This is a genomic window from Hymenobacter artigasi, from assembly GCF_012275535.1.
GTDB lineage: Bacteria > Bacteroidota > Bacteroidia > Cytophagales > Hymenobacteraceae > Hymenobacter > Hymenobacter artigasi.
In genome coordinates this window covers 158,606-173,818 of the sequence record NZ_JAAVTK010000001.1, presented here as the reverse complement: position 1 = coordinate 173,818, position 15,213 = coordinate 158,606, and the positions used below count along the sequence as shown (strand labels likewise).

Here is a 15,213-nt window from a genome sequence, read left to right as displayed (position 1 = left end):
CACCCGCTATTATTACGTAATCCGCTTTTCCCTCCGCATGAAAATCGCCATTTTTGGTAAGCCTTTCGACGACGAAGCCGCCCCCGCCATTCAGGCCCTGCTCGACGATTTGGCCGCCCGCCGGGCCGAAGTCCGCATTGGCGAAGCCTTCCGCACCTTCCTCGACAACCGCCTGCGCCTGCCCGAAGGCACCACCGAGTTCCACCGCGGCGACTCGCTACGCGGCGTCCAGTTCGTGCTCAGCATCGGCGGCGATGGCACCCTGCTCGATACCGTCACCTACGTCGGCAGCCTCCAGATTCCGATTCTCGGCATCCACACCGGCCGCCTGGGCTTCCTGGCCACCATCACCCCCGACCGCATTGCCCAGGCCATTGATGCCCTTTTCAAAGGTCATTTTACCATCGAAGAGCGCAGCCTGATTCGCGTCGACACTGACCCCGACGTATTTGGCAGCCTTAATTTCGGCCTCAATGAGTTCAGCGTCCTCAAGCGCGACACATCGTCTATGATTGTCGTGCACACCTACATCGACGGCGAATACCTCAATTCCTACTGGGCCGATGGCCTCGTCGTGGCCACACCCACCGGCTCAACTGGCTATTCCCTGAGCTGCGGCGGCCCGGTAATGCTGCCGCAGACAAACAATTTTATCATTGCTCCCGTATGCCCCCACAATCTGAATGTGCGCCCCTTGGTGGTGTCCGACCAGAGCGTGATTTCCTTCGAAATTGAAGGCCGCAGCTCCAGCTACATGCTGGCGCTCGATTCCCGCTCCCTGCCCGTCGAAGCGTCCGTTCAGATAGCCGTTCGCCGAGAAGCCTTCAATGCTCGGCTAGTAAAACTTAATTACGTCAACTTCCTCAGTACCTTGCGCAGCAAACTGAATTGGGGCCTCGACCGGCGCAACCCCGCTGGTATTCAGGTCTGAAAACAGAGTTTTTTGCTGAAAAAATTGTCGAAACTTTTTTAAGTTCCCGATTAGCCCTACTTTTGTCACCGTCTGAAACTGTGCACTCTCTGCATTGCATTTGCTCGCCGAACTTAGTATCATCATTTTAGTTGCCTTATGAAAAATATTTTCACGTATTCTACGGCCGTAGTGCTCGGGCTGGCTTTGGTGGCAACACCAGAGGCGGATGCCCAGCAATTCAGCAAGCGGAAGCAATACAACTCCATCGGCTTCAGCCTGAATGCGATGAACTACTTCGGGGATTTAACACCCGTAACTAGCTTCACTAGCTTGCGCCTCGGTGCTACTCGTGTTGGTGCAGGTATTTCTATTACCCGTCGTTTCTATCCGCGTGTGTCGGGCCGCCTTGGCTTGTCGTATGGCCGCATCTCGGGCGATGACTCCTTCGCCAGCGACCAAGACCCGGATGCTCGCTTCCGTAACAACCGCAATATGAATTTCCGGAATGATATTCTGGAAGCTTCAGCCGTTGCCATCGTTGACCTTATCGAAAACCGCAACAACTACCTCAAGCGTCCGGACTTTGTGCCCTACGTTTTCGCTGGTGTAGCTGGTTTCTACCACAACCCCCAGGGCCTCGATAAGAACGGCAACTACGTTGACCTGCAGCCCCTGAAAACAGAAGGTCAGGCTACTGCCTATGGCAAGACGCAGTTTTCGATTCCTTTCGGTGGCGGTATCCGCTACCGCATTAACCGCAACTTCGATGCGAGCCTGGAAATCGGCTGGCGCAAAACCTTCACCGACTATCTGGATGACACCGGCGGAAAATACGCCCAACTATCAAGTTTGACTACCCCTGCAGCACTGTATTTTGGCAACGGTATTACCAAAAGCCAGGCGGGAGACTACAGCAACTTCACTGGTCAGAATGTGGTGGGTGGTACTCCTCGTGGTGACTCGGGCAATAAAACCGACTGGTACATCGTAACAGGTGTAACATTGAACTACATCTTGACGCCCCGCATCAAGAACCCCAAATTCCGCTAGCCAGCGACTGTTGGCTTAGGTTTCTTTTTCCGAGTCAGCAATTACTAAATGACGAATTCAGGTTTCAAAAACGTACTCTTCGCTTGCTTTGTGCAGGCGGGGAGTACGTTTTTTTGTGTTTCAGCCAACGCGCAGAACACTAGCGAAGTAGGTATTGGTATTGGAGCCACCAATTATCGGGGCGAAATATCGCCCGATTTTCAGCTGCAAAATAGCCGTCCTGCCTTCACCGCCTTCTATCGCAAGGATGTATCGGTACCCATTACCTTGCGGGGCGGCTTCACCGCTGGTTTCCTACGCGGTGCCGATGACAATGTGAAGGGTGTGAATGGGGGAGTGCCCCCGCTGCAGAGCTACCGGCAGGCCAATACCAAAGGCAGCGTGCTGGAAGCATCGGCGGTGGTGGAGTACAACTTCATGGATTACCATTACCGGACAGATAAGGTGCATTTTACGCCCTACCTGTTTGCTGGCTTGGCAGCATTCTACGCCAATACCACTACGGTATCCAATAACCCTCTTCTACAGCCAACCTTCAACCAGAAGGGCAGCATGTTGGGGCTGGCCATCCCGGCTGGTGCGGGTATTAAATACGCACTTTCGGAACACCTCAATTTGGGACTGGAAGTAGGTGTCCGCAAAACATTTACTGACCAGCTCGACCATTTGAGCACCCAAGACCCCCTGCTGGTAAATGTTCATGACCAGGATTGGTATTATTATAGTGGGGTCAGCTTATCGTATACGTTCTATAAAATCCGCTGCCCCGACCAGTATAAAAAGAATAAAGGGTTGTTAAAGTAGTAGTTAGCTGATGGCTGACGAATGCTTTCGATATAATTGTGAATGCCATATAGCCAAAAGCCAGTATTGGCGTTCGGCTGCTAAATGCAACCATTTCCGTAACTTGCGGGCTCTTTTAGCGAAACCGCAAAGATGACCGGCAAGGCCGAAATAGATACTCAAAATATTCCCGCTCATGTAGCCGTCATCATGGATGGCAATGGGCGCTGGGCCAAGCAGCGTGGAGGCTTGCGCGTATTTGGTCACCAAAGCGCCATCACGGCTGTGCGTGAAACTGTGGAGGAAGCCGCCGAATTGGGCGTGCGCTTCCTAACCCTGTACGCATTCTCAACGGAAAACTGGAATCGTCCGGCGTTGGAGGTAATGGCCCTGATGCAACTGCTGGTGCATACCATCCGCAAGGAGACGGCTACGCTGCTCAAAAACAGCATTCGCCTGGAAGCCATTGGTGACCTAGCTACTTTGCCCAAAAGCTGCCAGCGGGAACTGGCCGAGGCAATGGAGCTAACCAAGCATGGCACGCGCATGACGCTGGTGCTGGCCCTGAGCTACAGCGGCCGTTGGGACCTTACCCAAGCGGCCAAACGAATGGCCGATGACGTGGCTACTGGCCGGCTCCAGCCCAGCCAGGTGACCGAAGCTACGGTGGCGAGCTATCTGGTGACGGCCAAAATGCCTGACCCTGAACTTCTTATCCGAACCAGTGGCGAGCAGCGAATTAGTAACTTTTTACTGTGGCAGCTGGCCTATACGGAGTTGTACATCACCGATTTGCTGTGGCCGGACTTTCGGAAGCAGCACTTTCAGGAGGCCATCCGGGCTTATCAGCGCCGGGAGCGGCGATTTGGTAAAACCAGTGAGCAAATCACTGTATCTTAAATCTTTGTAATGTTTATTGTGCGTAATTTTTTTATTAAGTGTGCGCTTTTGATGGTGGTATTGGCCGGCTTGATAGCGCAGCCAATACACGTACAGGCGCAGCAGCAGGGAGCCGCCGGACTCGACGAGCCCAAGAAATATGAGCTAGGGGGCATTACCATTAGCGGTGCCCGCTACCTTGACCCCAATACCCTGATTGGCCTGACTGGTTTGCGCGTGGGCGACCCCATCAGTATCCCGGGCGAGGAGATTGGTAAATCCATCCGGAAGCTGTGGGCCCAGGGCATCCTCGGCGACGTGAGCGTTACGGTGGCTCGATTTGAGGGCAACAAGATTTTCCTCGACTATAACCTGAAGGAGCGGCCGCGCTTGTCGAAATTTACTTTTACGGGCATCAAAAAAGGGCAAACTGAAGACCTCACCAAGAAAATTACCCTGATTCGGGGCAAGGTGGTGACGGATGCTCTGATGAACAATGCGCGGACGCAAGTGCGCAAATTCTTCGTAAATAAAGGCTACCTCGATACCAAGGTGGGCATTGTGCAGGTTGCCGATTCGAGCTTGTCGAATAGCGTGGCCCTGCGTATTGACGTGGATGAAGGCTCGAAAGTGCGCATCCATGAAATTGCCTTTGAAGGCAACAAAGCCTTTACGGACCGTAAGCTGAAGGGCAAGCTCAAGAAGACCAAAGAGCGTAAACCGTATAAATTCCTGACCCCCGGCAAATTCCAGCGTAGCGATTACGAGGAGGACAAGAAGAAGCTGCTGGAATTCTATAATTCCGAGGGCTACCGCGACGCAACCATTGTGAGCGATACGCTCATGCGCGACGATAAAGGCCTGGCCTTGCGCATCACCGTAGACGAGGGCCCTAAATACTATTTCCGCCACATTACCTGGAACGGCAACTACCTGTACGACGACAAGACCTTGGCCAATGTGCTGGGCATCAAGTCTGGTAGTACTTACAGCAAGGAGATTCTGGATAAGCGCCTGAACTACAATCCGACCGGGCAGGACATTTCTTCGCTGTATCTCAACGATGGCTACTTGTTCTTCACCATCGACCCGGTGGAAACCAAGGTTGAAGGCGACTCGATTGACATTGAAATGCGCTTGAACGAAGGGGTACAGGCCCACATCAAAGACATCAACATCTCGGGCAATACCAAAACGAGCGACCACGTGTTGCGCCGGACGTTGCGCACGCTGCCCGGCGATAAATTTAACCGGGAACTGCTCATTCGCTCGCAGCGGGAAATTGCCACCCTGGGCTATTTCGACCCGGAAAAAATTGGAATCAACCCCATCCCAAACCAAGCCGATGGCACGGTTGATATCAACTACACGGTGGTAGAAAAGCCTTCGGACCAGGTAACGCTGTCGGGGGGCTGGGGCGGTTATGCCGGCTTTATTGGTACGGTAGGCCTTGTTTTCAACAACTTCTCGCTGCGCAAAGCCGGTACGCTGCGCAACTGGACGCCTGTGCCTTCCGGCGATGGCCAGCGCCTGTCGCTCAACGTGCAGGCCAATGGATTGCAGTACCAAGCTTACTCCCTGTCATTTACCGAGCCCTGGCTGGGTGGCCGCCGGCCGAACTCCTTCTCGTTCAGCCTGAACCACAGCGTGCAGCGGACTGGTGCGGCGTTGGACGCGGCTTCAGACCAGTTCATCAAGGTGAACAGTGCCACTGTGGGCCTGGGCCGCCAGCTGCGCGTGCCAGATGACTACTTCACGCTCAGTAACTCGCTGTCGTACAGCCAGTATCAGACGCAGAACTATGCGGTGATAGCCGGGGCTGCTTCGGGTACGTTCAACAACATTACCCTGAATACCACGCTGGCCCGCAACAGCATCGACAACCCCACTTATACGCGCCGGGGCTCATCGCTGAGCCTGAGCGTGAACCTGACGCCGCCTTATTCGCTGCTGAATCCCGACCATCCGAGCAACAACCAGTGGATTGAATTCCACAAATGGATGTTTGATGCTTCGTGGTTTACCCCGATTGTGGGCAAGCTGGTGCTGAACACTCGTGCTCACTTTGGCTACCTGGGAACCTACAATTCCAAGCGCGACGTAGGGCCGTTTGAGCGATTTAAAATGGGTGGCGCGGGCCTGGGCTACAACGGCGGCGGCAACTACCTGGTAGGTACCGACTACGTGGGCCTGCGCGGCTACGACGACCCCAACGCGACCTTCGCCATTCCGACGGCGCAGTCGGGCCAGGCCGGCGGCATCGCATTCAACAAGTATGTGCTGGAAATGCGCTACCCCGTCAGCCTCAATCCGGCCGCTACGGTGTACGTGCTGGGCTTTGCCGAAGCGGGCAATGCCTTCGACTCCTACCAGAACTACAACCCCTACAAGCTGTACCGCTCGGCTGGCGTAGGTGCCCGTATCTTCATGTCGGCGTTTGGCCTGCTGGGCTTCGACTTCGGCCACGGCTTCGACTCCGTGATACCGCCGATTGGTACTCCGGCCGGCACCAAGCAGGACCCCAACCACTTCCACTTCATCATTGGCCAGCAAATTCGCTAGTAAGGCACTAGCGAGCAAAGTTTCACGTTTCCTCCCGTATGAAGAACTTTGGCGGCCTGATATTGGCCTTGTTGTTGCTAGTCGTTGCACCGGAAGCCCAGGCCCAAAAGTTTGGCTGGGTCGATTCGGAGTTTATCATGGCCAAAATGCCGGAGTACGCCAAGGCCCAGCAGGAGCTGAACCTGCTGTCGGATACCTGGCAGAAGGAGATTGAATCCCTGCAAAAAGACCTTGATAAGCTGCATCGGAACTATCAGAACGAAGAAGTTGTGCTGACGGAGGCCATGAAGAAAAAGCGGCAGGACGAAATTCTGCTCAAGGAGCAGGAGTTGAAAGCTTACCGCAACAAGCAGTTTGGCTACGAAGGGCAGCTATTCAAGAAGCGCCAGGAATTGAATAAACCCGTGCAGGACAAGGTATTCGAAGCCGTCGAAAAGGTCGCCAAGAAGAAAACGCTGGCGGTGGTTTTTGATAAATCCGGCGACCTGACCATGCTCTACACCAATCCTGCGCACGATTACACCGAATTTGTACTCGAAGAGTTGGGTCTGGGTGCTGAAGACCGCAACCAGCCCGGCCCCAAAGGCACGGTGAAGACGGTGGCCCCACCCAAAACACCGGTTGACCCTAACTTTGAATCGGACTCGGGCACGCCCGAGGCTGCGCCGGCTACCAAGCCACAAACCAAGCCAGCGCGGCCGACCAAAAAGAAGTAATTACCTTTGCCCCAATATTTTTCTGACCCTTTTTCTTTTTGATGAATCTCGTGAAAATCTTTCGTCTGACGCTCGCCGCCGCTCTGCTGACCGCCGGAACCCTGGCTGCCACTTCCGCGCAGGCCCAGGCCCCCCTGAAAATTGGTTACACCGATGTTCAGTACGTGTTATCCCAGATGACCGAAAGCAAACAGATTGAGTCGGAGCTCAAAACCTACAACGACCAGCTTGGTGCCCAGCTGAAAAGCAAAAGCACCGAGTTTGAAACCAAAGTGAAGGATTATCAGCAGAAATCCGGCACCATGACGGACGTAGTGAAAGCGGATACCGAGAAGGAGCTGCAGCGTTTGCAGCAGTCCATTCAGGAGTTCCAGCGCACTGCCGAGCAGTCGCTCCAGCAGAAGCAGCAGACGCTGCTGAAGCCCGCTTTGGACAAACTGCAGAAGAACATCGACCTCGTTGCTGACGAGAACGGTTTCACCTACGTGTTTAACTCCGATGGTGGCGGCAGCCCGCTGCTGTTGCACGCTCCCAAGGATGGCGACATTTCGGACCTCGTATTGAAGAAAATGGGCATTACGCCCGGTGCAGGCGCTCCCATCAAGTCGGGCCCGGCCTCGCCTGTTAGCGCGCCGGTTACGCCCGGTGTGAACAAGACCAAGACCAAAACCAAGAAGTAAGCGGCAACCGCCGCCTGCCTAAAAAAGCCGGAGCATTTGCTCCGGCTTTTTTCATATACTACCACTTTGGGAAATGATAGACGACGAATTTGAGGCGGATGAGCTGCTCGACAGCGAGGCCGATGAGGAACATGGTGATGAGCTTTACGAGCATCACCGCATTGTAGTAGACCGTGGCCAGGAGATGCTGCGGATTGATAAGTTCCTGCATAGCCGGCTGCGCAATACTTCGCGCAACAAGGTGCAGGACGCCATCCGGGCGTTAGCTGTGGAGGTGAACGGGGTGGCCGTGAAGCCCAATTACCGGGTCAAGCCGCAGGATGTTATCACCGTCACGCTACCCGAGCCGCCGCGTGAAGGCCGGGTGGTGCCGGAGGAGATGCCCCTCGACATTCGCTATGAGGATGCCGAGCTGCTTATCGTAAATAAGCCCGCCGGCTTAGTGGTGCACCCCGCGTACGGCCACTGGCAGGGCACGTTGGTAAATGGCCTGGCACATCACCTGGCCAACCTGCCCACGGGCCGCAACGGGGAAATCCGGCCCGGTCTGGTGCACCGCATCGACAAGGATACGTCGGGTCTGCTGGTTATCGGCAAAACCGAGTTTGCCATGACGCACCTGTCGCTGCAGTTTTTCCACCACACCATTCAGCGCAGCTACCTGGCATTGGTGTGGGGCACCCCGCCCGGGCCCACTGGCACAATAACCGGCCACCTGGGCCGCAGCATGCGCGACCGCAAGGTGCAGGCCGTTTATCCCGGCGGCGAGCAGGGCAAGCCTGCTGTGACGCATTATGAGGTATTGGAGAACTTCGGGCCGGTAACGCTGGTCCGCTGCGTGCTCGAAACCGGCCGGACTCACCAGATTCGCGCCCACATGCAGTACCTCGGCCACCCCTTGTTCTCCGATGCGACCTACGGGGGCGACCGTATTCGCGTGGGCCAGAACAATGGAACGTACCGGGCATTTGTCGAAAACGCGTTTCAACTAATGCCGCGCCAAGCGCTGCATGCCCGCTCACTCGGCTTTGTGCACCCAACTTCCGGCGAGCAGTTGCTGTTCGAAGCCGAACTGCCAGAGGATTTCGCGGCAGTCCTGGAAAAATGGCGCAACTGGGCCGCTACCTGAAGCTGAGCCCACCCTATAAAAACGAAAAAGGTCCCAACGCATTGCGTTGGGACCTTTTTGCATTAGTGCCAGATAGGAATTACTTCTTCTTCGGCGCAGGCTTCCTCACTACAGCTTTGGGCTTGGCAGTGATGATGTCCAGGTTGCTCTTGGCACCCTTGTTCTCAGGGTCCAAAGCCAATACTTGCTCGAAGTACGACTTGGCTGCGGTTTTATCACCTTGCTGGAAGGAGTATACCCCGAGGTAGCCATAGGCCTGCACCAGTCCTTCGCGGAATTTAGCTGGCTCGGCATCAGCTGCTTTCGAGAGTTCGATGTACTTCTCGTAGTTCGGCTTGGCCAGGCCTTGCTTGCCTTCCGGGTCGCGCTGCGCGTTCACCGAAGCCCGGTACAGGTAGGCCGGAGCATAGGTAGGCTTAGCGATGTTGATGATGTTGTACACGCTGTCAGCCTCAACGTACTGTTTGTCGCTGCTGAAAGCCGTAGCCAAACGGAACTGGTCAGTAAGGTCGCCGCTGCATTTGTTCAGCTTGTACTTATACACGCTTATAGCACCTTTGTAGTTCTTCTGGTTGGCATAAATGCTGGCCAGGTCGTTCTGAAAATCGCAGGCCTTAGACGGGTCCTTAGCGATAATCTGGCCAATGAGTGCCACCGCTTCGGGTCCCTTACCTGTTTTGCTCAGGATTTTGGCCTTGTAGATGTAATCTTCGGAAATAATCTTATCGGCTGGAACTACCGACATATATGTGTCGATGGCGGTAGAAGCTCCTGCAAAATCACCGGTTTCATACAGCAAATAAGGCTTCAGGCGGTTCATGGTAAGGTTCTGCGGGTCGTTTTGCAGCACCTTATTTACCTCCGTCAACGCCTCTGGGTACTTCTTGGTCAGATACAGGAACGAGGCGTACTGAGCATTCGTCGAAGACGAATTTTCCGCCAGGTCGGTGTATTTCTTGAATGTGCTCAAGGCCAGGTCATACTGACCGGCGTAGTAGTACATATCGGCCAACTCCCGGTAGGCCGGTGCGTAGCTGGGGTCAAGCTCTATGGCCTTGCTCAGGCTCTCACGGGCCGCGTTGAAGTTGCGCGAGCGCACGCTCAGCACACCTTTCTTGTAGTAAGCCTGGGCGAAGCTGGGGTTGGCCGCAATGGCACGGTCGAAGCTGGTCATGGCCTCGCCGCCACCCTGGTCAGAGTGCAGGAACACATCACCACGAGCAACCATCAGGGCCGGGTCATCCTTTTTATAGGCGGCCTGAGCGGCATCCATGTACGTCTGGGCTTTGCCGGTGTTCTTACCGTCAACCTCGCCATACGCCTGGGCTATCATGGTGAGCAGCTTGGCATCTTTGTTCTTGGTCGCCTTCGCAGCGGCATCAAACTGGGTTTCAGCCTGAGCAATCTGGCCCTTAGCCAGCAGCGCACGGCCGGCAGCTACCTGACCGAAAGGAGTGGAGCCCGCTGCCTTGTTGAAAAAGTAAGCAGCCGAATCGGCCATGTCACGCATCTGATAAAGGCGGCCCAGCTCGAAAGCAGTTTCGGGCGTGGAGCCGGGCCGCAAAATGGCGCGGGCTTCGTTGTACCGACCCAACTCAATATCGCGTTGGGCGGTTTGCACGTTTTGGGCGGTGGCCGCCGTAGTACCTGCTACCATTGCAACGGCAGCGAGCAGCGGCTGTTTCCAGGGCTTGAAACTCATAGGAGAAGAAAAAGGATGAAAAAGCAATGAAAAATTGTTACGCGAAAAGCGTAATTACAGTTTAGGCGTGGTAATAATTCGGGCCTGCATCTGAGCCGGTAGTAATCCCGACTTCTGAAAAATCAGCTGTCCGTTCTTGCCTGCCACGAAAGATGCAAACCCTGTGCCTAATCCTGCGCGCGCTTCCCGGCTGATGACGTAAAGGTTGCGCCGGAGCGGGTAATTCTGCAAATCCGGGTCCTGGGCGAGCTGCTCAGGCGTCTTTTCAGCCAGGTAGGCCTGGTAGGGCTGAATGTAGTCGTTCGGCTTTGGGTTGGGGCGGGAGGTAATGCTGGCCACCCTTACCTTGTTGGCAAACGTCATGGCGGTTGGGTCGTCCCGGTCCGAAATCCAGTTTACCCCAACCACCCCAATGGCGCTGGGATGCGTTGCAACATAATCAAGCAGGGCCGGGTTCGAAGTCGCCGCAAATACCCGGCTGGTGAGCGGAGTACCATGCGTCACCGAATCGAGCACGAAGCGCGTCGTGCTGCTCCGGTTTGCATCGAATACTACATTGATGGCCGACAGGCCCTTCTTGCCGCTAATCTGGTTCCAGCTACTGGTTTTGCCCGTGAAAATATCGGCCAATTGCGCCACCGTCAGCAACGAATCCGGATTGCTGCGGTTGAGGACAATAGCCAGGCCATCGATGCCAATACGGATGGTGCGTGGCACAATGGTTTGCTTGGCAAAATCAGCCTGTTCTTCCGCGTTCAGCTCCCGCGAAACCACCGCCAGTTTCACCTTATCGTTGATAAGGTCCAGCATCACCTTTTCCTCTGGCTGAAAGCTCATCTTGACATGAGCATTCGGATAAAGCTTGGAAAACGTATCTATCTGCGCCTGCAGAATGGGCGCAAATGTTTCATCCACGCTCACCGCGACATTGCCGCTGGTGGTGGTGTCCTGAGCTCCTGGCGACCCTGGACCATTGCAGGAGGCAATGGCAAGTGCTCCGGCTAATACCGTAGCTCCGGCAGTCAAAAAGTGGGCACGTTTAATCATTATCGTCAGAAATGGTTTTTTTGCGAAAATGAGCCTGGTAGCCCCGGCCAAAACGGACCAGCCCATAGAGAATGAATACAGAACCCAAAATCCGCCGGGTTATTGGGCCAAGCTGAATGATTCCCCCAACCGAAGGGCTGTTGGCCGACCACCACAGCCATACCCCAAGGCCCACGTAAACGGAGGCCATCAGGAGCACAAAGTAACGCACTAGCCGCTGGGGCGACTTACCAAGCCGCTCCTCAGTAGTAGGTAAGTTGAGCATAAAAAAGAAAATGCAGAAATGGAGATATTATAAACCCGAAAAAAGCGGGTAAAGGTTCGGCGCATCAGCTTGGAGCTCCCATACCAGCCTGCAAAAAAGCCAAAAAATAGCTGCTTTTCATAACAGACAACTTGCTGAGTTCGCATTGCCATGTGCTCATAAATGAGTTTGGTTGTCAGTCGGCAGAATACTTTCTAATTGAAGTCAGCGGCCTACAACGGACTAATGCTACTTAATGGTACCTGTGAAAGTAGTTTTTTTCCATGCCCTGAGGTGGTGTGTAATAAAAAACCCTGGACCGAGCCATGAAGCTCAATCCAGGGTTTCCGCCACTTCTGAAAAAACCAGAAGTAAGAAACTATTGAATTTTGAAGGTAATCGGTACCGTAAACGAAACGCTTACTGCACGGCCGTTCTGCTTACCGGGGATAAACTTAGGCAGGGTTTTCACCGCCCGAATCGTCTCCTCGTCAAGACCCGAACCCAGGCCTTTTACCACCTTCACATCCGAAACGTCGCCCTGCGGGTTCACCGTAAAGCTAACGAAGATGCGACCTTCAACTTGGTTTCGAAGTGCCAGCGGGGGGTATTTCACCGCCTTCTGGATGGCGTTTACGATAGCACCGTTTCCACCACCACCGGGCAGCTGAGGCATTTGCTCTACGTAGGTGTAGACTTTGTTCTCAACTACTTCTTCAACCACTTTGTCGCCGGTACCCGAAAGTTCGGACAGGTCAGGAGCATCCGTGTTGCCTTTTACGGTTACGGTGGCTACCGTCTTATCCTTCAACTCCTCCTGGTCCGGAACCTCTTCCTTCTTCACTTCCTCATCCTTCTTCACCACCGGAGGGGTGAATTTGATGGTGGTGAGCTTGGGGGGAGGGGGTGGCGGCGCCTCGGGGGGAGGCGGGGGGGGCGGGGGCTTGGTTTCGTCCAGGGGAGGAGCGTCCATCAGCACGTTCTCCTTCAGATTCTTTGCAGGCTCCTTCGGCATCTTTTCTTTCAGATACTGAGCGATGAGCGGGAAAGCAATCAGAAGGACAAACAGCGCCGTAGCAATAATCAGCGCCCGGGTTACGTGGCGCTGATACAGGCGTCGGAGCACATAAGCGCCGTAGGCCTTGTTGCGGCCCTCAAAAACGATATCGTTTAAGCTGGCTTTCGCAATTTGCGCATTGTCCATCATAGGGCTGAGTCTTTAATAAGGTCCAGGTCGTCTTTGGGTACCTTCACCAGCGCGTATTTTTTCTGGTTCGTGATGTTCATCTCGTCCAGAATATCCACCATGTTTTTATACTTGGCGTCTTCACTTGCTTTGATGAGGATGATGGGGTCCGGCTTCTGGCGCTGGCGGTCCAGCAGAACCTGCCGAATACCGGAAGCGGAGAAGTTCGTCACCTTCAGCTCGGGCTTGGGTACCGTTTTATCGTTGGGCGTATTCAAACCGAAGTAGTAATACGCCTTGTTGTCTTTGCCAAGGATGATGGTCATGGCCTGCGAGGCCTTGATTTTCGTGTCCTCAACATCGTCGGTCTTCTTCACCGGCATCGTGAGCTGCATCACGTTGGGCTTGGCGAAGGTGGTGGTCAGCATGAAGAAGGTGAGCAGGAGGAAGGCCAAGTCCACCATTGGGGTCATGTCGATTTTGGTCGACATTTTCTTGGCCCGCTTCTTCCCACCTTTTCCACCGGAGTCGGCTTTGCCTTGAATTTCTGCCATGGAATTTACTTAAGTGAAAGGATTAGGAATCAAGCAGTAGTAGTAACAACCAAAGTTATTTGGCGGCGGCTACCGGCTTGTTTTCCATGTCCGTGATGAGGTTGAAGCGGTTGATGTCTCTCTCCTGCAACACTTTGATGACCTGTTCTACCGTAGGTATGTCAGCATTGCCGTCGCCTTTGATAGCGATGTAAGTAGGCTTGTGGAAAATGGCCTGGTTAGCCGTACGAGCTGCCAGTACCCAGTCAATCAACTGGTTGTTGAGCGAGTCGAGCGGAACACCGGGCTGCTGGGCATTTACCTGCTTGCGGTCTTCCTTTTCCATGTTCAGGTAAGAGCCTAACTGGCTGATAGGCAGGCCAAAGTTGGGCAGGTTGCTGAACTCCTTGGCCTGGGCTGCGGTGAAGTTAACGCCATATTTGGCGCCTACTTTCTGCAAGGCCTGAATCTTGGTTTGCGGCGCATCGACACCAAAGAAGACGCGCTTCTTGTTGTCGATGGTGAGCGTGATTACGTTGTTCTCGGGCAATTTAAGCTCCGAAGTCGACGAGGGCGTGTCCACCACCACAGTCTCTTCGGGGGCAAACTTGGTGGTGAGCATGAAGAATGTCACCAGCAAGAAAGCCAGGTCCACCATCGGCGTCATATCGAGCGACGGCGAGGTACGGTGCGGTTTTACTTTGGGCATTGCGAGGTGGGGGTAAAAGGGGGCGATTCATTCCGGAGAACGAACCGCCCCGCGTTTTAGTGCATCAGCAGTTTGCTAACAAACGGAATTAAACCGTTTGGGCGTTCTGCTTATTGCCGTGTTGAGCGGCAAAGGTTTGGATGATGCTGAAACCGGCCTCGTCGATGCTGTAAGTCAGCTCGTCAATTTTGCTGGTGAAGTAGTTGTAGGCTACGATGGCCAGGGCCGAAGTACCGATACCCAGTGCCGTGTTAATGAGGGCTTCCGAGATACCGTTTGCCAGAGCTACTGCATCGGGAGTACCGGCCTGCGCCAGAGCGGCGAAGGCACGAATCATACCGAATACCGTGCCCAGCAGACCCGTCAGCGTGGCAATAGAAGCCAGCGTCGAGATGATAACCAGGTTTTTCTCCAGCATGGGCAGCTCCAAAGCGGTGCTTTCTTCGATTTCCTTCTGGATAGCGAGGATTTGCTGGTCAGTGGCCATCGAGCGGTCACGGCCCATCTCGTTGTATTTCATCAGGCCGGCTTTTACCACGTTGGCTACCGAGCCTTTCTGCTGGTCGCAGGCAGCGAGGGCGCCGTTGATGTCATTGCTGTTCAGCTTCTGACGCACGGTGCGCACAAAGCTCTCGATGCTCTTGGAGCCTTTGGCCTTGCTGATAGTCAGCATCCGCTCAATCGAGAAGGTGATAACCATGAGCAGCATCGACATCAGAATCGGCACTACAAAACCACCCTTGAAAACTACCCCGAGGTAGTCGCCGGGGTTGGGGTTATTCTCATTGTTGCCGCCTTGAAAGTGGCTTGAGTCGCCTAGCACGAACTTATAAACGAGCAGGCTGACAACGTAAGCAAGGATGATAACCAGGACGGAGAACAGCGAGGCACCACCGCTGCTTTGGGCTTCGGCTTTGGCGGCCGTTGCGGCGGGCCGGGGGCTCGTATTCATGGCATTTTTCTGTTCCATTGTTCCGGAGTGTTTGGGGGTTGTTGTGTGAAGTAGTTGAATTGAGTGGGTAAAGAAAATGCAAAAAGTTGGTTAGGAGTGCAGGCGCTAGCAAAAAAGACAATCGATAA

At 54.4% G+C, this 15,213-nt stretch carries 14 protein-coding genes; 8 read left to right on the top strand and 6 right to left on the bottom strand.

Annotated features, from left to right (window positions below):
- Positions 1-37 precede the first annotated feature (37 nt).
- The 8 genes from HBN54_RS00700 to HBN54_RS00665 all read left to right on the top strand — a co-directional run bounded on the left by HBN54_RS00700 (position 38) and on the right by HBN54_RS00665 (position 8,712).
- On the top strand, positions 38-931 hold the full coding sequence (locus tag HBN54_RS00700) for an NAD kinase (protein WP_168671232.1): 894 nt from the start codon (positions 38-40) through the stop codon (positions 929-931).
- Between the two features lie 138 nt (positions 932-1,069).
- The gene (locus tag HBN54_RS00695) at positions 1,070-1,963 is read left to right on the top strand and encodes a DUF6089 family protein (protein WP_168671231.1); all 894 of its coding nucleotides are present in this window, start codon (positions 1,070-1,072) and stop codon (positions 1,961-1,963) included.
- Positions 1,964-2,011: 48 nt separating this feature from the next.
- Positions 2,012-2,767: a type IX secretion system protein PorG gene (gene porG, locus HBN54_RS00690; protein ID WP_168671230.1), complete on the top strand. Its 756-nt coding sequence runs from the start codon at positions 2,012-2,014 to the stop codon at positions 2,765-2,767.
- 132 nt (positions 2,768-2,899) lie between these two features.
- Positions 2,900-3,646 carry an isoprenyl transferase gene (locus tag HBN54_RS00685; RefSeq protein ID WP_168671228.1) on the top strand — a complete coding sequence of 249 codons (747 nt, stop codon included), beginning with the start codon at positions 2,900-2,902 and terminating at the stop codon, positions 3,644-3,646.
- A gap of 51 nt (positions 3,647-3,697) precedes the next feature.
- Positions 3,698-6,187 (top strand): outer membrane protein assembly factor BamA, encoded by a 2,490-nt coding sequence (gene bamA / locus HBN54_RS00680; RefSeq protein WP_235955357.1) that lies wholly within the window; start codon positions 3,698-3,700, stop codon positions 6,185-6,187.
- Positions 6,188-6,225: 38 nt separating this feature from the next.
- Positions 6,226-6,903, top strand: a complete 678-nt coding sequence (locus HBN54_RS00675; RefSeq protein WP_168671226.1) for an OmpH family outer membrane protein — start codon at positions 6,226-6,228, stop codon at positions 6,901-6,903.
- Between the two features lie 41 nt (positions 6,904-6,944).
- On the top strand, positions 6,945-7,583 hold the full coding sequence (locus HBN54_RS00670) for an OmpH family outer membrane protein (protein WP_168671225.1): 639 nt from the start codon (positions 6,945-6,947) through the stop codon (positions 7,581-7,583).
- Positions 7,584-7,656: 73 nt separating this feature from the next.
- A complete protein-coding gene (locus HBN54_RS00665; protein ID WP_168671224.1) occupies positions 7,657-8,712 on the top strand; it encodes an RluA family pseudouridine synthase in 1,056 nt (351 codons plus the stop codon).
- Between the two features lie 79 nt (positions 8,713-8,791).
- On the opposite strand, the gene HBN54_RS00660 is transcribed toward HBN54_RS00665, so the two are convergent.
- The 6 genes from HBN54_RS00660 to HBN54_RS00635 form a co-directional block, all read right to left on the bottom strand.
- Positions 8,792-10,414, bottom strand: coding sequence for a tetratricopeptide repeat protein (locus HBN54_RS00660; protein ID WP_168671223.1), 1,623 nt, complete (start codon positions 10,412-10,414; stop codon positions 8,792-8,794).
- A gap of 54 nt (positions 10,415-10,468) precedes the next feature.
- The gene (locus HBN54_RS00655) at positions 10,469-11,527 is read right to left on the bottom strand and encodes a PstS family phosphate ABC transporter substrate-binding protein (RefSeq protein WP_235955328.1); all 1,059 of its coding nucleotides are present in this window, start codon (positions 11,525-11,527) and stop codon (positions 10,469-10,471) included.
- 557 nt (positions 11,528-12,084) lie between these two features.
- Positions 12,085-12,912, bottom strand: a complete 828-nt coding sequence (locus HBN54_RS00650; RefSeq protein ID WP_235955327.1) for an energy transducer TonB — start codon at positions 12,910-12,912, stop codon at positions 12,085-12,087.
- Positions 12,909-13,445: an ExbD/TolR family protein gene (locus HBN54_RS00645; protein WP_168671221.1), complete on the bottom strand. Its 537-nt coding sequence runs from the start codon at positions 13,443-13,445 to the stop codon at positions 12,909-12,911. Before HBN54_RS00645 ends, HBN54_RS00650 begins: the two co-directional genes overlap by 4 nt.
- A 55-nt stretch (positions 13,446-13,500) precedes the next feature.
- Positions 13,501-14,133 (bottom strand): ExbD/TolR family protein, encoded by a 633-nt coding sequence (locus HBN54_RS00640; RefSeq protein ID WP_168671220.1) that lies wholly within the window; start codon positions 14,131-14,133, stop codon positions 13,501-13,503.
- Between the two features lie 88 nt (positions 14,134-14,221).
- Complete coding sequence (locus HBN54_RS00635) at positions 14,222-15,085, bottom strand: MotA/TolQ/ExbB proton channel family protein (RefSeq protein ID WP_168671219.1); 864 nt, start codon at positions 15,083-15,085, stop codon at positions 14,222-14,224.
- Positions 15,086-15,213 lie beyond the last annotated feature (128 nt).